This is a genomic window from Catenulispora sp. GP43, from assembly GCF_041260665.1.
In the GTDB taxonomy this organism is placed as follows: domain Bacteria; phylum Actinomycetota; class Actinomycetes; order Streptomycetales; family Catenulisporaceae; genus Catenulispora.
The window spans coordinates 56768-75985 of the sequence record NZ_JBGCCT010000028.1 but is presented as its reverse complement, the minus strand read 5'-3'; the positions used below and the strand labels follow the sequence as shown (position 1 = coordinate 75985).

Annotated in this window: 20 protein-coding genes; 18 read left to right on the top strand and 2 right to left on the bottom strand. The window is 71.3% G+C overall.

The features are described from left to right. The first annotated feature begins 6 nt into the window (after positions 1 to 6). The 8 genes from ABH926_RS40245 to ABH926_RS40210 all read left to right on the top strand — a co-directional run bounded on the left by ABH926_RS40245 (position 7) and on the right by ABH926_RS40210 (position 8559). Positions 7 to 771 (top strand): class I SAM-dependent methyltransferase, encoded by a 765-nt coding sequence (locus ABH926_RS40245; RefSeq protein ID WP_370371437.1) that lies wholly within the window; start codon positions 7 to 9, stop codon positions 769 to 771. A gap of 148 nt (positions 772 to 919) precedes the next feature. Continuing rightward, positions 920 to 1849, top strand: coding sequence for a proline dehydrogenase family protein (locus ABH926_RS40240; protein ID WP_370371435.1), 930 nt, complete (start codon positions 920 to 922; stop codon positions 1847 to 1849). Positions 1850 to 1902: 53 nt separating this feature from the next. Beyond that, complete coding sequence (gene proC, locus ABH926_RS40235; RefSeq protein ID WP_370371434.1) at positions 1903 to 2709, top strand: pyrroline-5-carboxylate reductase; 807 nt, start codon at positions 1903 to 1905, stop codon at positions 2707 to 2709. A gap of 86 nt (positions 2710 to 2795) precedes the next feature. After that, complete coding sequence (locus tag ABH926_RS40230) at positions 2796 to 3317, top strand: SigE family RNA polymerase sigma factor (protein ID WP_370371432.1); 522 nt, start codon at positions 2796 to 2798, stop codon at positions 3315 to 3317. Next, positions 3317 to 4249 carry a hypothetical protein gene (locus ABH926_RS40225; protein ID WP_370371430.1) on the top strand — a complete coding sequence of 311 codons (933 nt, stop codon included), beginning with the start codon at positions 3317 to 3319 and terminating at the stop codon, positions 4247 to 4249. Before ABH926_RS40230 ends, ABH926_RS40225 begins: the two co-directional genes overlap by 1 nt. A 67-nt stretch (positions 4250 to 4316) precedes the next feature. Next, positions 4317 to 5765 (top strand): CoA transferase, encoded by a 1449-nt coding sequence (locus tag ABH926_RS40220; protein ID WP_370371429.1) that lies wholly within the window; start codon positions 4317 to 4319, stop codon positions 5763 to 5765. A 98-nt stretch (positions 5766 to 5863) separates the two neighbouring features. After that, entirely contained in the window at positions 5864 to 7495 is a 1632-nt protein-coding gene (locus ABH926_RS40215) for a purple acid phosphatase family protein (protein ID WP_370371427.1), read from the top strand. A gap of 236 nt (positions 7496 to 7731) precedes the next feature. After that, positions 7732 to 8559, top strand: coding sequence for a S1C family serine protease (locus ABH926_RS40210; RefSeq protein WP_370371425.1), 828 nt, complete (start codon positions 7732 to 7734; stop codon positions 8557 to 8559). Between the two features lie 91 nt (positions 8560 to 8650). Here ABH926_RS40210 and ABH926_RS40205 read toward each other — a convergent pair whose 3' ends face one another. Further along, entirely contained in the window at positions 8651 to 9802 is a 1152-nt protein-coding gene (locus ABH926_RS40205; protein WP_370371423.1) for an SPFH domain-containing protein, read from the bottom strand. A 37-nt stretch (positions 9803 to 9839) separates the two neighbouring features. Next, on the bottom strand, positions 9840 to 10091 hold the full coding sequence (locus ABH926_RS40200) for a hypothetical protein (protein ID WP_370371422.1): 252 nt from the start codon (positions 10089 to 10091) through the stop codon (positions 9840 to 9842). A 71-nt stretch (positions 10092 to 10162) separates the two neighbouring features. On the opposite strand from ABH926_RS40200, the gene ABH926_RS40195 reads away from it, so the two are divergent. The 10 genes from ABH926_RS40195 to ABH926_RS40150 all read left to right on the top strand — a co-directional run bounded on the left by ABH926_RS40195 (position 10163) and on the right by ABH926_RS40150 (position 19201). Next, positions 10163 to 11407, top strand: coding sequence for an MFS transporter (locus ABH926_RS40195; protein ID WP_370371421.1), 1245 nt, complete (start codon positions 10163 to 10165; stop codon positions 11405 to 11407). Then, positions 11404 to 12795 (top strand): efflux RND transporter periplasmic adaptor subunit, encoded by a 1392-nt coding sequence (locus tag ABH926_RS40190; protein ID WP_370371419.1) that lies wholly within the window; start codon positions 11404 to 11406, stop codon positions 12793 to 12795. Before ABH926_RS40195 ends, ABH926_RS40190 begins: the two co-directional genes overlap by 4 nt. Positions 12796 to 12798: 3 nt before the next feature. Next, the gene (locus ABH926_RS40185) at positions 12799 to 13494 is read left to right on the top strand and encodes an ABC transporter ATP-binding protein (RefSeq protein WP_370371417.1); all 696 of its coding nucleotides are present in this window, start codon (positions 12799 to 12801) and stop codon (positions 13492 to 13494) included. After that, on the top strand, positions 13491 to 14675 hold the full coding sequence (locus tag ABH926_RS40180) for an ABC transporter permease (RefSeq protein ID WP_370371415.1): 1185 nt from the start codon (positions 13491 to 13493) through the stop codon (positions 14673 to 14675). The genes ABH926_RS40185 and ABH926_RS40180 overlap by 4 nt, the downstream gene beginning before the upstream one ends. 66 nt (positions 14676 to 14741) lie before the next feature. Further along, a complete protein-coding gene (locus ABH926_RS40175) occupies positions 14742 to 15539 on the top strand; it encodes a phosphatase (protein WP_370371413.1) in 798 nt (265 codons plus the stop codon). A gap of 208 nt (positions 15540 to 15747) precedes the next feature. After that, positions 15748 to 15972, top strand: coding sequence for a helix-turn-helix domain-containing protein (locus ABH926_RS40170; protein WP_015796887.1), 225 nt, complete (start codon positions 15748 to 15750; stop codon positions 15970 to 15972). Positions 15973 to 16109: 137 nt separating this feature from the next. Next, the gene (locus ABH926_RS40165; RefSeq protein WP_015796886.1) at positions 16110 to 16211 is read left to right on the top strand and encodes a 30S ribosomal protein bS22; all 102 of its coding nucleotides are present in this window, start codon (positions 16110 to 16112) and stop codon (positions 16209 to 16211) included. 29 nt (positions 16212 to 16240) lie between these two features. Continuing rightward, positions 16241 to 17227 carry an NAD-dependent epimerase/dehydratase family protein gene (locus ABH926_RS40160; protein WP_370371411.1) on the top strand — a complete coding sequence of 329 codons (987 nt, stop codon included), beginning with the start codon at positions 16241 to 16243 and terminating at the stop codon, positions 17225 to 17227. Between the two features lies 1 nt (position 17228). Then, positions 17229 to 18200, top strand: a complete 972-nt coding sequence (locus tag ABH926_RS40155; protein WP_370371410.1) for a lysophospholipid acyltransferase family protein — start codon at positions 17229 to 17231, stop codon at positions 18198 to 18200. A 323-nt stretch (positions 18201 to 18523) separates the two neighbouring features. Further along, the gene (locus tag ABH926_RS40150) at positions 18524 to 19201 is read left to right on the top strand and encodes a Crp/Fnr family transcriptional regulator (RefSeq protein WP_370371409.1); all 678 of its coding nucleotides are present in this window, start codon (positions 18524 to 18526) and stop codon (positions 19199 to 19201) included. Positions 19202 to 19218 lie beyond the last annotated feature (17 nt).

Genomic DNA, 19218 nt, shown 5'->3' with positions numbered 1-19218 from the left:
GTTCCGTTGGCCGAGTCATCGAAGTTCGACACCCTGGTGTCCGCCTACGCCAAGTCCCGACCGACATATCCGGCGGAGATCTTCGACGCGATCGAGGAGCTGTCCGGGCGCGCGCTGTCCGGGTCTCGCGCCGCCGACGTCGGCGCCGGCACCGGCATCTCCTCCCGCCAGCTGCACGAGCGCGGCGCCGAGGTGACCGCCGTCGAGCTGTCCGAACCGATGCTGCGGCAGCTGGTCTCGCAGTCGCCGGGGGTCGGCGCGGTCCTGGGCAGCGCCAACGCGCTGCCGCTGCGGGAGGAGTCGGTCGACTTCGTGACCTTCGCACAGGCCTGGCACTGGGTGGACCCGGAGCTCGCGGTCCCGGAGGTCTTCCGGGTGCTCAAGCCCGGCGGCGCGCTGGCCTGCTTCTGGAACAAGCCCGACACGGACGCGCCGTGGCGGACGGGCTACAACGACCGCATCAGGGAGCTGATCGGCGGCGAGCCGGGCTACACCAACAGCAGCAGCGCGTTCGACCAGGAGCCGCGGATCGAGCTCGGCGGCCGGTGGTCGCACCTGCCGGTGCGGGTGTTCCGGGCCGCGTGGTCCCGGCGGATCCCGATCGAGCAGCGGCTCACCAACGCCACCTCGCGGTCGTACATGAGCACCGTGGACCCCGAGCGGCTGGCGGCGTTCCTGGACGTCGAGCGCGAGGTCCTGCTGAAGCACTTCCCGGACGGGATGGTGGTCGAGGAGTACACGACCTGGCTGGGAGTGGTGCGGCGGCCGTAGCAGCCGTGGGAAACGGTCAGCAGCCGTCAGCAGCCGTCTGGGCCGTCCGGCCCACCGCGTACCCCGCGCGGCTCACCGGCTCGGCCGCCTCCTCGATCTGGTCCTAGGCTTGGGTTGCTGGGTACCGACCGGTCGAGGAGGCTCTGCGGTGTTGCGTCGGACGTTGCTGGCGGCGGCGGGCAGTGATCGCACCCGCACCCTGGTCGAGCGTTCCCCGGGGTCGCGCCAGGTGGTGAAGCGCTACGTCGCCGGTCCCGCCACCGACGACGCCGTCGCCGTGGCCGACGCCCTGATCGAGGACGGCCTGCTGGCCACCCTGGACCATCTGGGCGAGGACACGACCGACGCCAACCAGGCGATCCTGGTCAAGGAGGCCTATCTGCTCCTGCTGGAGCGGCTGGCGGCGGCCGGCCTCACGCCGCACGCCGAGGTGTCGGTGAAGCTCTCGGCGGTCGGCCAGTCGCTGAGCAACGACGGCGAGAAGATAGCGCTCGAACACGCGCACGCCATCTGCGAGGGCGCGCAGCGCGCCGGGACCACGGTGACCTTCGACATGGAGGACCACACCACCACCGACTCGACCCTGAAGATAGTGTCCGAGCTGCGGCGGGACTATCCGACGGCGGGGCTGTGCCTGCAGGCCTACCTGCGGCGCACCGAGGCCGACTGCAAGGACTTCGCCGCCTCCGGATCGCGGGTCCGGCTGGTCAAGGGCGCCTATCGCGAGCCGGAGTCGGTGGCGTACCAGGGCACGCACGAGGTGGACCTGTCCTTCGTCCGCTGCATGCGCACCCTGATGGCCGGCGAGGGCTACCCGATGCTGGCCACCCACGACCCGCGGCTGATCGAGATCGGCGGCGCGCTGGCGGTGCGCAACGGCCGGGGCATCGGCAGCTACGAGTTCCAGATGCTGTTCGGCGTCCGGCCGCACGAGCAGAAGCGCCTGGCCTCCGCCGGCGAACGCATGCGGGTGTACGTGCCGTACGGGAGCGAGTGGTACGGCTACCTCATGCGACGATTGGCGGAGCGTCCGGCGAACCTCGGCTTCTTCGCCCGGTCGCTGCTCTCGAAAGACTGAGCCAGCCTGAGCCACCCGAGCCCTTCGTGGCGGATGTGAGGAGACCGGACCCCATGAGCCAGCGCGTCGCCGTCCTCGGTACCGGAAAGATCGGCGAGGCCCTGGTCTCGGGCCTGCTGCGGGCCGGCAAACCGGCCTCCGAGGTGCTGGTGACGGCCCGCCGCCCGGAACGCGCGGCGGCCCTGAAGGCGGCCTACGGGGTCGACGCGGTGAGCAACGCCGAGGCGGCGGCCAAGGCCGACACCCTGATCCTCATGGTCAAGCCGCAGGACATGGCCGCGCTGCTGGAGGAACTGGCTCCGCACGTCCCGGCCGGCCGCCTGGTGGTCACCGGCGCCGCGGGCATCACCACCCATTTCATCGCCTCCCGGCTGGCCGAGGGCGTGCCGGTGGTCCGGGTCATGACCAACACCCCGGTCCTGGTCGACGAGGCCATGTCCGCGATCTCGGCCGGCGCCCACGCCACCGAGGAGCACCTGGCCCGCACCGAGCAGATCTTCGCTCCGGTCGGCAAGACCATCCGGGTCCCGGAGGCGCAGCAGGACGCCGTCACGGCCCTTTCCGGCTCGGGGCCCGCGTACTTCTACTACCTGGTCGAGGCCATGACCGACGCCGGGATCCTGCTCGGCCTGCCGCGCGCCGCCGCCCACGACCTGATCGTGCAGGCCGCCATCGGCGCCGCGGTGATGCTGCGCGACTCCGGCGAGCACCCGGTGAAGCTGCGCGAGGCGGTCACCTCCCCGGCCGGCACCACCATCTCCGCCATCCGCACCATGGAGGACCACGGGGTGCGCGCGGCGATGATCGCGGCGCTGGAGGCGGCCCGCGACCGGTCGCGGGAGCTGGCTTCGGGGACGTGAGGCCGGGGCGCCGGGAAACTCCTCGCCGGTGATGCAGCGCCGAGGATGAGTCGTTCCGTCCTACCACCAGAAGGGGAGGACGGACGATGCGAGCTTCTGCTGAAGCGGAGTACAAGGACTACGTCACAGCGCGTTCTCACGCGCTGTGGCACACCGCGTTCCTGATGTGCGGCGACGCGCATCAGGCCGAGGACGTGGTGCAGACGGCTTTGCTGAAGCTGTACGTGGCCTGGAACCGGGTCGAGCGTGCCGAGAACCGCGACGCGTACGTGCGCCGCGTCCTGGTGCGCTGTGTCATCGACGAGAAGCGCCGCGGCTGGCGCCGCGAGCGCTCGGTGGCAGCGGTGCCGGAATCGCCGGCGCCCGACAGCCCGGACATCGGGGAGCGGGACGCCGTTCTCCAGGCCTTGGCGCATCTGGCGCCGCGCCAACGGGCCACGCTGGTCCTCCGGTTCTGGGAGGACCTCTCCATCGAGCAGACCGCGGATCTGCTCGGCTGCTCACCCGGCACCGTCCGTTCACAGACCGCGCGAGGGCTGGCCACCCTGCGCGGGATCCTCCTCGACCAGCAGGCGACGGCCCTGGGCCGCGTGGAGAAGGAGTCCTGATGACAGAGTTCGAAGACACGGCGGGCCCGGCAGGGCGAGGCGCCGACGAGGACGGCCCGCAGGCCCGCGAGCTGTTCGCGCGCACCGCGGTCCAGCCCCACCGGCTGGCGTTCACCGCCGACGACCTGGTGGCCGGCGGCCGGCGGCGGGTGCGGCGCCGGCGGGTGGCCGCGGTCGTGGGGAGCACGGCCTCGGTCGCGGCGGTGGCGGTCGCGGCGACGGCGTTCGCCGGGGGCGGCGGGGGGCGGGGCACGGTCGTCTCCGCGGCGAGTACGACGGTGAGTTCGTCTTCGTCTTCGCCGGCGCCGACGAGCACGAGCACGAGCGCTGCCAAGCCGCCATTGACCGACAAGGAGCGGACGGCCGCCGAGCAGAAGCTGGCGCGCGCGGTCTTCATCGAGATGTTCGGCGAGCTCGATCCCGGGATGAAGCACATCACGCACTATTCTTCGCCCGGGGGAGACTTCGCGCCGAACGGCGGGGAGTGCGTGGAGAAGACCGGGATCCAGACCGCCTACGCGCTCAACGGGGACTGGACGGCCAACGGCAAGGACCCGTTTCCCCGTTACCCGAGCACCACGAGCCCCTACGTCCAGGTCTCGGCCGTGGTCTACGCCCCCGGGGACAATGTGGACCAGTTCCAGGCCTCCGACGGCTGGGGCCCCCTGACGAAGAGCACGCTGCCGGACGGCTCGGTGGTCCGAGCCGGTACGACGGACCACGGTCACCACGTACAGGCGGTCCGGACCCTGAGCAACGGTCAGCAGATTCTGATCTACGCGCTGGACGGCTCCAGCGCTCCGGACAGCAAGACCCAGCCCACGAATCCGTTCCCCTTCACCGCCGCGCAGCTGAGCGGGATCGTGAGCGACGTGTCGTTGCCGCTGCCGTTCGCGGACGGTTTCCAGCCCCACGAGAAGTGTGGTCCCTGACACACCTGCCCTTTCTGGCAGCGGTCCGCGGGTCCTTCACGCGGGCCGCCGCCTTACCGTGGGGACCATGGATGATCTCGGTCTGCCGTCGGTGTTCCGGGTGGGGCAGTTCGCGGCGTGGGCGGTGACGGCGGCGCACACGCAGGCGGCCGCGTACTTCGCGACGCGCAACTGCCTGCAGGCGATGCCGCGGGTGGCGGTCGGCGTGCGGGAAGCGGCGATCGCCTTCCGCAGCGAGCGTTATCTGCGGGTGGACGGCGAGGCCGCGTTCGAGTGGGCGCCGCTGTCCGGGGACTACGAGGCGGCCGACGGCTGGGTGCGGCTGCACTGCAACTTCGAGCACCACGCGGAGATCGCGTGCCGGGTGCTCGGGGTGCCGCAGGACCGCGCGGCGGTGGAGGCCGCGGTCCGGCGGCGCGGGCGGTTCGAGCTGGAGGACGCGATCGCCGAGGCCGGCGGCGTCGCGGCGGCGATGCGGACGCGCGAGGAGTGGCTGGCCCATCCGCACAGCGCGGTGGTCGCCGGCCGGCCGGTGGTGGCGATGGCGCCGTTGGCCGGCGACGGGGTGTTCGCGGCCGGGGTGTGCGCGGCCGAGTCCGGCGGTGTCGGTGGCACCTTTTCCGGTGCCGGTGCCGGTGCCGGTGCCGGTGCTGGGGCGAGTGCCACCTCCGGTGCTGGGGCCGGGGCCAGTGCGAGTCCCGGCGCCGGCGCCGACCGGCTGTCCGCCTCGGAGCCTGGAATCCCCGCGTCCGCGCTCAATCCCCGTCCGCTGTCCGGCATCCGCGTCCTCGACCTGACCCGCATCATCGCCGGCCCCAACGCGGGCCGCGTGCTGGCCGGTTACGGCGCCGACGTCACCATGGTCCGCTCGCCGCTGCTGCCCACCATCCGCGGTCTGGACCTGGACCTGAACTTCGGCAAGGCTCTGCGCTTCCTCGACCTGCGCACCGACGCGGGCCGTTCGGCCTTCCTGGACCTGGTCCGCGGCGCCGACATCGTGCTCCAGTCCTACCGGCCCGGCGCGCTGGCCGGGCTCGGGCTGGGCCCGGCCGAGCTGGCGGCCGTCAACTCTGACCTGGTCCACGTCTCCATCTCCGCCTACGGTTCCGGCGGTCCGTGGGGCGGGCGCCGCGGCTTCGACTCGCTGGTGCAGATGGCTGTCGGGATCGCCGAGGAGGGCATGCGCGCCGCGGGCGCCGGGCGTCCGGTACCGCTGCCCGCGCAGGTGCTGGACCACGGGGCCGGGTGGCTCGCGGCGGCCGGCGCGGTCGAGGCGCTGCGCCGGGGCGGGGGACTGGCGGTCGATGTGAGCCTGGCCGGGGTCGGGCGCGCGCTGGACGCCTTCGGCCGCCTGGATCCGGGGGTCGGGCTCGCGGTGCCCGATCCGGCGCTGTCAGACATCGACGATCTTCTCGCGCGCAGTCAGAGTGCCGCCGGGACGCTGACCCACGTGCGGTTCCCGGGCACGGTGGCGGGGGCCGGACTCGGCTGGTCGGGGCCGCCTCCGCACGAGTGATCCCCGGTCGCCCACGGTCGGCCGGACGGGCGAACCTTCGTCCGGTGCTCACTGCGCGTTCACCCGGCGGAGTCAGCCTCCTGGCTAGCGTCCCGGGCATGACCGATCGGATGTCCGTCGACCGCCGTACCGCCCTGCTCGCCGCCGGGACCGCCGGCGCCGCCATCGTTGCCGCTCCGGTGCTCGCGTCGCCGGCGGCGGCCGCCACGGAGCCCGCCGCCGGGTCCGCCGACTCCGGACCGGCGGCCGCCGGGTCCGCCGCCGCGTCCGGCTCCCCGCTTCTGCTCACCACGCCCGGCGCGCTCGGCGCCCCGCCGGTCGACGGGCTGCACCTGACGTTCGGCGCGGATCCGTCGCGCGAGATGTACGCGTCGTGGACCACCACGGCGCCGGTGCGGCGCCCGCGGGTCCGCTTCGGCACCGTCGAGGGCGGCCACGGCGACACCGTCCAGGCCGAGACCCGCACCTACACCGACGGCGCCTCGGGCCGCGAGGTGTACGTCCACCACGCGCGCATCGGGAACCTGCGCCCGGACTCGACGTACGTCTACAGCGCCCTGCACGACGGCGTCCTGCCGGACTCGGCGGCGTTCCGCACCGCGCCGTCCGGCCGCCGGCCGTTCACCTTCACCAGCTTCGGCGACCAGGCCACTCCCGGCACGACGTGGTCGGTGGCCGCCGGCGGCGGCTTCAGCTCGGTCGCGGCGACCATCGCCAGCCCGGCGGCCTCCGACGTGGTCGCCGGCATCGAGCAGGTCGCGCCGCTGTTCCACCTGCTCAACGGCGACCTGTGCTACGCCAACATCAACCCGGACCGGCTGCGCACCTGGGACTCGTTCTTCCAGAACAACACCCGCTCGGCCCGCTTCCGCCCCTGGATGCCGGCCGCCGGCAACCACGAGAACGAGAAGGGCAACGGCCCCCTGGGCTTCTCGTCCTTCCAGACCCGCTTCGCCCTTCCGCCCAACGGCGAGGACCCGGAGTTCGCAGGCCTCTGGTACGCCTTCACCGTCGGCTCGGTCCGCTTCGTCGTCCTGCAGAACGACGACGTGGCCCTCCAGGACGGCGGCGACACCTACGTCAGCGGCTACAGCGCCGGCCGCCAGCGCGCCTGGCTCGAGCGCACGCTGAAGGCCGCCCGCGCGAACGACGAGATCGACTGGATCGTCGTCTGCATGCACCAGGTGATGATCTCCAGCTCCGACGCCAACGGAGCCGACATCGGCATCCGCGAGCAGTGGGGCCCGCTGTTCGACAAGTACGAGGTGGACCTGGTCGTCTGCGGCCACGAGCACGACTACGAGCGCTCCCACCCGGTCCGCGGCGTGGTCTCCGGCAGCCAGACCCTCACCCCCAACCCGGTGGCCACCGACACCAGCCAGATCGACACCTCGAAGGGCACCGTCCACATGGTGCTCGGCGGCGGCGGCACCTCCAGCCCCACCAACCAGAAGTTCTTCGCCGGCAGCAAGGCGAAGGTCCTGATGGGTGTCGGCGCGGTCGGAGCCAGCGGCAAGAAGACGCCGACGTACATCTTCGAGGACGCCCCCTGGATCGGCGTCCGGGACGAGGAGCACCCGTACGGCTTCGCCGCGTTCGACGTGGACCCGGGGACGCACGCGGGCGGGCTGACGCGGATCCACGTCACGTACTACACGGTCGGGCAGCCGGACGGGAAGATCGCGGCGTTGGAGACGTTCACGCTGAGCCGGAAGCGCAGCGACGGCTGAACGTTCGTACCAGCTCCGGCACGGCAGCGCCCTGTACTGGGTGTCCGCGGGCGAGGCCGACGACGGCCTGGGTCTGGTGCAGGTCTTCGGCACCGCCGACCAGCTGACCGGGGCCTGCGCGCAGATCGGCCGGATCGCCGACGAGTACGACGACCGGTTCAAGGAGCTGGTCGGCGCCGGCCACACCGTCTTCGACGGCGACCCCGCCGCCGACGACTCGGTGGAGGTCCGAGGCGATGAGCGCGATCTCGGCGATGGCCGCGTTCAGCGGCGGACTGGCCGACCTGATCGAGCAGGTGCTGCCGAACGTCGTGGCGATCCGGGGCGACCAGGGCGCGGACTCCTGGACCGCGGGCTCCGGCTTCGTCCTGGACGACGCCCGCCACGTGGTCACCAACAACCACGTCGTGGACCAGCAGGAGGGATTCGCCTGGACCGCGGCCATCCACGGCTACCCCACCCAGCCGATCAGGATCCTGGGCCGCGACCCGCTGACCGACCTGGCCGTGGTCGAGCTCTCCGAGCCGCACGAGTCGGCGCTGGCGCTGCGCGACCGGCCGGTCCGGCTCGGCGAGTTCGTCCTGGCGATGGGCAACCCGCTCGGCGACTACCCGGAGTCGGTCTCAGTCGGCATCGTCAGCGGCCTGTCCCGCCAACTCCAGGCCGCCCAGCACGAACGCCCCCTGCAACGCCTGATCCAGACCGACGCTGCGGTGAACCCCGGCAACTCCGGCGGCCCGCTGGTCGACCTGGACGGCGCCGTGGTCGGTGTCAACACCATGATCCGCGACGACGCGCAGGGCATGGCCTTCGCAGTACCCGCGGCGACCGTGGCCCGCGTCGTCCCGCAGCTGATCGCTGAGGGCTGGGTCGTCTTCGACAGCCCGTTCCAGCCCGGCGACGTGCTGATCAGCCTGGCCGCACAGGAAATCGACGGGCACGCGGCGCTGTTCGACCTGCTGGGCGGGGCGCTGATCGGCAAGGAGACGCCGGTCGAGGTGGTGCGCGACGGCAAGCGGGTCACCTTCGACGTGGTGCCGGGGCGGCTGGCCGAGGGGAAGTAGCGCCCGCGGCCAGACCTAAAGCAGCGAGCCCCCAAGCCGTAGCCCGAATACTTCAGGCCACTGACTTGGGAGCTCCTGACGCGCTGAGTGCCTACTTCCCGTTCTCGATCTGCACCCGCTCGACCACCTGCGGCTTCGCGCTCCTGTCCTTCATGGCGCCGTCCTCGTCCCCGATGCCCTTCTTCACCGAGTCCAGGATGGCCAGGCCCTGGCCGACCAGGCCGGCGGCGATCTCGGACAGGCCGTCGGCGCCGTTCAGGACGTTGATGTTGGCGCCGTTCAGGCCGGCGGCGGCCTTCTCGACGATCAGCGGGAGCTGGTCGATGATCATGCGGTCCAGGGCCACGCGGTCGTAGCTGGCGGCGGCCTCGGCCTGGACCCGCATGCGCTCGGCGTCGGCGGCGGCGGTGATGCGGACGCGCTCGGCCTCGGCCTCGGCGGGCTTGACCACTTCGGCGACCAGCTGCTGCTGGCGGAGCTCGGCGTTGCGCTGGGCCAGCTCGGTCTGGGCCATCAGCACCTCCTGCTGGGCCCTGGCCGCGGACAGCGGGCCGGCCTGGGCCGCTATGGCCTGCGCCTGGTCGACCTCGGCCTTGTACTTGGCCTGCACGATCGCGGTCTGGCGGGCGTACTCGGCCTTGTTGCGCTCGGCCTCCTGCTGCGCCTCGACCGAGGCCTGGGTGGCCTGGGCCTGGGCGATCTGGGCCTGGCGCTGGATGGCGGCCTTGTGCGGGGCGGCCATGGCGTCGATGTAGCCGGTCTTCATGTCGTCGATGGACATGATCTGCAGCGAGTCCACGGTCAGGCCGATCTTGCCCATCTCCGACTTGGAGGTGTCCAGGACCTCCTCGGCCAGCTTCTGGCGCTCGGTGACGATCTCCTCCACCGTCATCGAGCCGATGATGGAGCGCAGGTGGCCGGCGAAGATGCGGGCGGTCAGCGTCGACATCTGGTTCTGGTCGGACAGGAACCGCTGGCCGGCGTTGACGATGCTCTCGGTGTCGTTGCCGACCTTGAAGGCGATGACCGCGGTCACGGTCAGGGCGATGCCCTGCTTGGTCACGCACGTCTCGGAGACCTCGGCCTCCTGCATGGACAGCGTCAGGAACCGGGTCTTGCGGAACACCGGCAGGATGAACTTGCCGTGGCCGGTGACGACCCGGAACGGCGCCCCGCCCTGCCCCCGGCGGCCGCCGGAGATGAGCATCGCCTGGTCGGGGGCGGGCACTCTGTAGCCGAACATGGTGGTCAGCCTTCTTCCCGTGAGCTGAGATGGATGTTCACAGCCTGTCCAGTTCGTCCAACGGGTCGGTGGCTTCCGGGAACTCGATGACGTCGACCGCACGCTCTCCGCGGGATTCCACGACCAGGACCCGGGTGCCCTTCGGCAGCGGCTGCTCCGACCAGGCCAGAAACGCCTCGGTACCGCCCCGAACCTTCACCACCGCCTCGCCGGGCCCCCCTTGGCCGCGTGTACCGACGTGCAGGACCCCCACGCATCCGATCACCGCGTCATCTGGCACTTTCCGCACGTTACACCCGTGCCCGGGCCCGGGGCACGCAACCCCTTCCCATCGAAGATCACGTCGCCTACGCTGCGGGCATGCCGCAGCTAGAACCGGGCGGGCTGACCCGGAACCGGATAGCGACCTTCGTCTTCTTCGGGGTTCAGGGCTTCGCCTTCTCCCTGCTCACCTCGAAGGTGTCGGTCATCCAGAAGCAGCTGCACGTCGACGACGGCACGCTGTCCATCCTGCTGGCCCTGGTCCCGATCCTGGCCGGGGTCGGCTCGGTGCTGGCGGGCCTGGCGATGCGCTGGACGACCTCGGCCGCGGTCCTGCGGATCGCCGAGCCGACGGTGGTCGGCATCCTGGTGGTCGTCCCGCACACCGGGAACCTCTACCAGGCGATCCCGGCTCTGATGGTCTTCGGCCTCGCGGTCGGCGCGGCCGACGCCACCATGAACATGCAGGCCTGCGGGCTGGAGCGGCGCTACGGCCGGTCGATCGTCCTGGCCTTCTTCGGGGTCTGGGCGGCCGGGGCCATCGTCGGCTCGGGCTGGGGCGCGCTGGGCTCGGCGGCCGGCTGGCACCTGAGCCTGACCTACCTGGTGGCCGCGGTGGTCGGCGTCGCGGCGACCCTCTACGCCGGTCCGATGCTGCTGAAGAACCTGCGCGACGAGACGATCGTCAAGGACGCCGACGGCCGGCTGCCGCACATCCCCTGGCGCCCGATGATCCTGCTCTGCGTGGTCATGACCCTGGCCTACATCGGCGAGTCCAGCGTCACCGCCGCCGGCAGCGACTACCTCACCAAGGGCTTGAAGTCCTCCGACACCTTCGGCGGCCTGGTCGTCGGCGCCTACACCCTGGGCCAGGTGCTCGGCCGGTTCCGCGGCGACCTGGCCGTGCAGCGGTTCGGCAGCGTCAAGGTGGTGCGGGCCGGGGCCGTCGTCTGCGCCGCCGGGTTCGCGATCGTGGTCGGCGCATCGGGCCCGTACATGGCCCTGGTCGGGTTCCTCATCGCCGGCTTCGGGCTGTCCCCGCTGGTGCCGGTGGCCTTCACCTCGGCCTACGCCAACGACCCGACCGGCTCCGGGGTGGCGGTCGCGCGGATCAACGTCTTCAACTACCTGGGCTTCCTGCTCGGCGCCCCGCTGGTGACCGGCCTATGGGGGGCGGGCGTCAGCCACCGCGAGGGCATGGCCGTGCCGATGGTGATGATCGCCGTGATCGTCCTGCTGGCCTACGCCTTCGACCCGCGGCGCGCGCCGGACCACAGCCGGCCCGGCGGGCAGCCGACCCCGGCCGTCGGCGGCGCGGAAACGGTACCTACATTGGGGACGTGACCAAACGTGGCACGGCAATAGCGGGGTTGGTTCTCAGTTCTCTACTCGTCGCCGGATTGAGCGCCTGTGGTAGCGGTACTCCGTCCGGGATCACCAAAGCGCCGGTGGCCTACGGACCTGTCACCCAGGTCGTCGAGGCGCCGGCGACTGTGACACCGAAGTCACAGATCACGCTCGACGCGACCGCCTCGGGCTCCGTCGCCCAGCTGATGGTCGCCGACGGCCAGCACGTCACCGCCGGCCAGACCCTTCTGAAGATCGACTCGCCGGACGCGCAGGCCCAGCTGAACGCCGCGAAGGCGGCGGACGCCCAGGCCGCGGCGCAGGGCAAGAAGTCCTCCGGCGGCGGCAGCGTCCTGGACTTCTCCCAGTCGGAGGCCGACGCCGACGCGAACGCTGAGAAGGCCTTCGACGCCGCGCAGGCCACCGCGAACCAGATCGCCGATCCGGCGATCAAGGCGTCGATCCTGAGCCAGATCACCAGCGCGCGGAATCAGTACGCCACAGCGTCCTCCGAGGTGCGGACCACTATCGCGAACTTCAATAACGGGATCGCCTCCGCATCGGACGTGATCGGTTCCCTTAGCGATGCACAACGGACCCAGACACAGGCCGCAGTCGCTATAGCGCAGAAGACAGTGGACTCCCTCACTATCAAGGCCTCCATATCGGGGGACATATCCCTGCGCAGCGGAGTCGGCGGAGCCAGTGCCTCCGGAGTGGATGTCTCCTCCTTGCTGTCCCAGCTCGGCGGGAACCTCGGTGCGCTGGCCGGCGCGGCCGGCGGCAGCCTCGGATCCGCCGCCTCCGGGGCCGGCGGGAGCACCGACCCGGGGGACGACACCGTGATCTCCCAGGGGTCCCCGGTGGACTCCGGGGCCCCGCTGCTGGTCATCACCGACTCCTCGACCCTGACGGTGACCGCGCAGGTCGACGAGACCTCCATCCTCCAGGTCACCCCGGGCGTCACCGCCGACATGCAGTTGGACGCGGTCCCCGACGGCGACTACCCCGGGACCGTCATCTCCGTCGACAGCCAGGGCGAGGCCTCCAGCCGGGGCGGCGTCACCTACCGGGTCCGGCTCTCCTTGGGGGCCGGAACGCTGGGCGACGGTTCCGCGGCCCCGGTCCCGCGCCCCGGGATGAGTGCCGTGGCCGACCTACAGGTCGCGAACAAGCCGCATGTGCTCGCGGTGCCGGTGGCGGCCATCGTGCACGACGGCAACCAGGACACGGTGTGGCTGGTGACCGCGGGCAAGGCGCACCGGCACGTGGTCCGGCTCGGCGCGCAGGGCGACACCACGGTGGAGGTCTCGTCGGGGCTGAACGCCGGGGACGTGATCGTCACTTCGGGGGCCGACAAGGTCCACGACGGGCAGAAGCTCTAAGGCATGGCCGAAATAGAGGCGGTAGACGTCACTCGGTCGTACAGCATGGACGGCGTCACCGTGGACGCCCTGCGCGGCGTCTCCCTGACCATCGAAGAGGGCGACTACGCGGCGATCATCGGACCGTCCGGCTCCGGGAAGTCCACGCTGATGCACCTGCTCGGCTGCCTGGACCGGCCGACCTCCGGCACCCTCCTGGTCCGGGGCCGCGATGTCGGCACGCTGGACGACAGCGAGCTGGCCGAACTCAGGAACCAGACGATCGGGTTCGTCTTCCAGGCGTTCCAGCTTCTGGCACGGACCACAGCCTTGGACAACGTCGCACTGCCTCTCGTCTATAGAGGAGTACGCAGGGCGGAACGCAGAAGGCGTGCAGCCGAGGCACTGGAGGCCGTGAACCTGGGGCACCGCATAGGGCACCGGCCCACGCAGATGTCCGGCGGAGAACAGCAGCGCGTCGCTATAGCGCGAGCGCTAGTAGGGGAACCCGCACTACTTCTAGCGGACGAACCCACAGGGAACCTCGACACCGTCAACGGCGATGAGGTGATGGGGATCCTGGAACGGCTCAACAAGGAACGCGGAGTCGCGGTCGTCCTGGTGACCCACGAGGCTGATATCGCGGCGCGCGCCCGAAGGATCATCCGGGTGAGGGACGGCCTTATAGAGGGCACAGCGGAAGCACCGGAGTCCTCATGAGAGTCACCGAATCCTTCCGCGTCGCCTTCGACGCCCTGCGTGCCAACCGCCTGCGCTCCCTGCTGACCATGCTCGGCGTGGTGATCGGCGTCGCCGCGGTGGTCGTCCTGGTCGCGATCGGCGGCGGCGCGAAGCAGCTGGTCACCTCCGAGGTGGAGGGTCTGGGCTCGAACATCGTGTTCGTCGCGCCCGGCAAGTTCCAGCTCGGCACCTCCCCGGCCATCTCCCGGCTCCAGCTCTCCGACGCCGACTACCTGGACCGGGTGCTCGGACGGCCCGACGCCGTCGCCGTCTCTTTGGCGTCGGCCGAGAACCTGCGCGCCGGGACCAACACCTTCTACGCGACGGTGCAGGGGACCACGGCGAACGTCGTCGACGTCTTCGACCGGCCGGTCGCCGAGGGGCGGTACGTCTCCAAGGCCGACATCGCCACCGCGCGCCGGGTGATCGTCCTGGGCCCCGACGCCGCCGCCGCGCTGTTCCCGAACACCGATCCCATCGGCCGCCAGGTGGACATGGGCGGCGTCGAGTTCCGGGTGATCGGGCTCTTCCAGGCCAAGGGCGGTGCCTTCGGCCTGAGTCCGGACAGCGAGGTGCACATCCCGGTCACCGCCGCGCAGCGGCTGTTCGGCATGCAGACCATCTCAGGCTTCGCCACCAAGGCCGACAGCCCCGGTGACGTGGACGCCACCGGCGCCAAGATGGTCGACGCGCTGAAACAGAAGTACCGGGGCGACGAGTTCACCGCGGTGTCCCAGACCGAGATCCTCGGCACCATCGGCAAGATCCTGTCGCTGCTCACCCTGGTGCTGGCCGCGATCGCCGGCATCTCGCTGCTGGTCGGCGGGGTCGGGGTGTCCAACATCATGCTGGTCTCGGTCCGGGAGCGGACCAAGGAGATCGGGCTGCGCAAGGCGCTCGGCGCGCGCCAGCGCGACATCCTGGCGCAGTTCCTCCTGGAGGCCGTGATGCTGACGAGCATCGGCGGCGTCATAGGGATCGGGCTCGGTATAGGCGTGTCTTACATACTGTCCGCCTTCACACCGCTGCCCGCGGTCCTGGCGTGGTGGTCGATCGTGCTGGCGTTCGGGGTGTCCGCCGCGGTGGGGGTGTTCTTCGGGGTGATGCCCGCGCGGCGGGCCGGAAGGCTCGATCCGGTGGTGGCTCTGCGGACCGAATAGGTGCCGTACATGTGATGTAGGCACAACGAGCGGCGGCGGTACGTGTAGCCGGGTTACTTTTTCCCTATGACCGCCGCCCCCGCTCGCGACGAACTCCGGGACCACCTGCTGACGCACCGCATCGCCGGTGCCGTGGCGACTCCGCGGGAGGACAACCTCCGCAAGTACGCGATGTTCGCCGAGCGGGATCCGTACCACCTGTTCGGGCTGGAGCCGGAGCGGGTGTGGACGCAGAGCGACGTCGTGAAGCTGATGGCCGACCGCGCCGGGGTGTCCGCGGACCCGAAGTATCGCTCGGGACAGGACCACATCGACGTCGACCGCACGCTGGACGGCCTGGACCGGTTCGCCGACCGGCTCGGGCTGGCGCGCGAGCGGCGGCAGCGGGTCCTGCTGGCCACCGGGCATCCCAGCACCCTGCTGGCCGTGCACCTGGCCTTCGCCGCCGGGCTGCGCGAGGCCGGGTGCGAGGTGATAGAGGCCGGCGCCGGCTGGTCGTATCAGGCCTCGGCGCAGGTCGGGCGCAAGCGCCGGTCCATCGCCTACTTCGGCGGGGTGGGGGTGACGGCCGAGGGCGGGTCGCTGGTGCACACGCACTCCGCGCGGCCCATCCGGGCCGCGCTGGCGTCGCTGGCCGGGGACGGCGAGCCGCTGCCGGACCTGGTGGTGGCCGACCACGGCTGGTGCGGCGGGGCGGGGCAGGCCGGGATCGACGCGATCGGGTTCGCCGACTCCAACGACCCGGCGCTGTTCGTCGGGGAGGCCGAGGGCGTGGTGCAGGTGGCGGTGCCGCTCGACGACGGCATCGCGCCCCGGCACTACACGCCTATGTCACGGTACGTACTCGCTCGGGCCGGCTTATAGGGCGCCGGAGCGTCGGGAGCGCCTGAGGGACGCTTGAGGATGGCCGGAACAGGACGCGGCGGGCGCGCCGGGACGTGTGCGGCGGCCCACAGCGGGTAAGCGGGCCACCCCAGGTGTAACAGTCCGCAAATCACACGAATGCCGCATCCTCTTCCCCATATGTATCATCCACCCCTATCCTCATAACATGGCTTCTGAGATATCCGACATGCACGGGAGCGCTCGCACGGGCGGCGACGCCGCGCGGCTCTCCGAGGTCAAGTTCCTCACGGTCGCCGAAGTCGCCCAGGTCATGCGGGTGTCCAAGATGACGGTGTACCGCTTGGTGCACAGCGGGGAACTGCCCGCGGTCCGGGTGGGCCGCTCCTTCCGGGTCCCCGAACAAGCCGTGCAGGAATACCTGCGCGACGCCTACGTGGCGGACACTCTTTAGGGCCCCGAAACCTTCAGCCGGACTTGCGCCGCGGGTCCGTGGGACCCTGCGCCGACGGGCGTTTGGTGGCGGGACCGGACGACCAGGTACTCTGGGCCAGTCGCGAATCCCTGTCACAAGTGAGCGAGGGCACCCGAGTGGGCTCAGTCATCAAGAAGCGCCGTAAGCGTATGGCCAAGAAGAAGCACCGCAAGCTGCTCAAGAAGACGCGCATCCAGCGTCGCAACAAGAAGAAGTAGCGCCGGCGCGTCGGGGGTTGGCCGCGACGATGGCAGCAGCGGGTCGGACTCGGGCGGACGGCAAGCCGTCCGGCGGCCGTCGCGTGCTCGTGATCGGTGCGGACAGCCGTCTGGGACGGTCCGTCGTCGAGGCCCTGCGTGAGCAAGGCCGCGTCCGCTTCGTCGCGGGCGCCGACGGGGCCGACGCCTCCGGCTCCCCCGCTATCGCCCGCCTCATCGCCGAGACGGACCCCGACACCGTGGTCCACCTGGGCCTGGAGCCCCTGCCCTCGCGGGCCGGCGGCCGGGCGGCGATGAAGGAACGCAACGTCATCGGGACCATGCAACTGCTGGCCGCCGCCTCTCGGGCGCCGGGGCTGAAGCGGCTGGTCGTCAAGTCCAGCGGCGCGGTCTACGGATGCGCGCCCCGCGACCCGGCCCTGTTCGCCGAGGACACACCGCCGCACCTGCCGCCGACCTCCGGCTACGGCAAGGACGTGGCGGAGGCCGAGGGGTACGTCCGCGGTTTCGCCCGGCGCCGCCCCGACGTGGCGGTGTCCGTGCTGCGCTTCGCGCCGTTCGCCGGTCCCGGCGTGGCCTCCCCGCTGCTGGACTACCTCACCCTGCCGGTGGTGCCCACGGTGCTGGGCTACGACCCGCGCCTGCAGTTCGTGCACCTCGCCGACGCGGTCCGGGCCCTGGTGCTGGCCACGCTGGGCGGGCACCCGGGCACCTACAACGTGGCCGGCGACGGCGCCATGCCGCTGTCCCAGATCACCCGCCGCCTGGGCCGCCCGACCATCCCGGTGCTGTCCTTCGGCGCCGGCTTCTTCGGCGGCGTGATCCGCCGGGCCGGCATCGTCGACTTCACGCCCGACCAGGTGGCGATGGTCCGCTACGGCCGGGTCCTGGACACCGCGCGGGTCAAGGAGCGCCTGGGCTGGGAGCCGGGGCACACCACCGCCGAGGCGCTACGGGCGCACGCCGAGGCCGCCGGCCTGAAGCCGGTCGTGCCCGGCTGGACGAAGGGGTACTGAGGTGGCGGACCGGTCCGAGGCGGATGCCGCTCCAGAGCACGCTCCAGAACACGCCTCGGAGCTAGCCCCGGAGCAAGCGTCGGAGCAAGCCCAAGCGTCGGAGCACGCCCCGGAGCACGCCCAGCACCCCTCAGGCGGCTGGGAGGCCAAGGCGGCTGGCGCCGTGGCGTTCCTGCGCCGCCGGGTCACCGGCGACTACGAGGTCGACGAGTTCGGCTTCGACCCGGACCTCAACGACAACCTCCTGATGGGCGCCCTGCGCCCGCTCTACGACAAGTACTTCCGCGTCGAGGTCTCCGGCATCGAGAACGTCCCGTCCGAGGGCGGCGCCCTGATAGTGGCGAACCACTCCGGCACGGTCCCGGTGGACGCGCTGATGACCCAGGTGGCGCTCCTAGACCACCACCCGGCCCGCCGCCACCTGCGCATGCTGGCCGCCGACCTGGTCTTCACGCTGCCGTTCGTGGGTGAGCTGGCCCGCAAAATGGGCCACACCCTGGCCTGCAACCCCGACGCCGAGCGCCTGCTGCGCGGCGGCGAGGTCGTGGCGGTGTTCCCGGAGGGCTTCAAGGGCGTCGGCAAGCCCTTCTCACAGCGCTACCGGCTCCAGCGCTTCGGCCGCGGCGGCTTCGTCTCGGCGGCGCTGCGCACCGGCGTGCCGATCATCCCGGTGTCCATCGTCGGCGCCGAGGAGATCTATCCCAAGATCGCGGACCTCAAGCCGCTGGCCCGCCTGATCGGGCTGCCGTACTTCCCGATCACCCCGACCTTCCCGCTGCTCGGCCCGCTCGGCCTGGTGCCGCTGCCGACGAAGTGGCACATCGCCTTCGGCGAGCCGATCGCCACCACCGGGTACGACGCCGGCGCCGCCGACGACCCGATGCTCGTCTTCGACCTGACCGACCAGGTGCGGGAGACGATCCAGGACACGCTGTACCGGCTGCTGTTGCAGCGCCGGTCGGTGTTCTTCTGAAAACCGGTGTTCTTCTGAAAACCGGTGTCCTTCTGAAGAGTCTCGACCTGCTGTGATCGCGGACACACGGCACGGTGTCCCGTGCCTATCAGATGACGTGGTTTACCCCGAGGGAAAACCCGAGGATAGTCCGCGTCGCGCCTGCGGAGGGGGGAAGCTCCGGGGGGAGCTGCGGGCGCGGCCGGGGGGTCACGGGGGACTCGGGATCCGTGGGGGATGCCGGGGGGTACACGGGGGTCACGGGGGCACATTCTTGTGCACGCCGGGTGCTGTTCCTCAGGCCGAGCTTTGCCTACGGGCCGGGCTCGGCTAGTTTGCGGGGAATGGTGCGTGACGAAGACGGTTGGCGGTTCTGGGATCTCCTCGACGCTATGGCAGCCGAGGAGATCCGCTCGCGGACCGTCTACCAGGTGTTCCGGGCCGGGGATTCGCTGACCGGCGAGGGGGAGGACACCCATCGGGTGTTCTTCATCCAGTCCGGGTGGGTTTCGGTGATCCAGCACAGCACCGTCGGGGCCACCCGGATCCTCGCGGTCCGCGGGCCCGGGGACGTGGTGGGGGAGCTGGCCAGCCTGTCCGAGCGGCCGCGCAGCGCCACCGTCAGGGCCCGCAGTACCGTCGAGGCGCGGGGGATGAGCGGCGAGGCCTTCATGGACCTCGCGGAGCGCACCCCCTCCATAGCCCGGGCGCTGCTCCGCACTCTGGCCGAACGCCTCCATGACGCCGACCGGCACCGCACCCAGCTGCACGGCTCCGTCGCGCTCGGCGCGGTCGCCGACAAGCTCCTGGAGATCCACTCCTACGCCGACTCCGGGCAGGACCGTCCTGTGTTCACCCAGGAGGAGGTCGCGTGCTGGGCCGGGGTCAGCGTGCCCGCCCTGGCCCGCTCCCTGCGCACGCTCCGCGAGGCCGGCGTCATCCGCAGCGCGCGGCAGCGCATCGTCGTGCTCGATGAAAAGGCCCTGCGCGAGGTCGCGCAAAACGGTCGCGTAGCCGACTGATAACTATCCGGCAACGC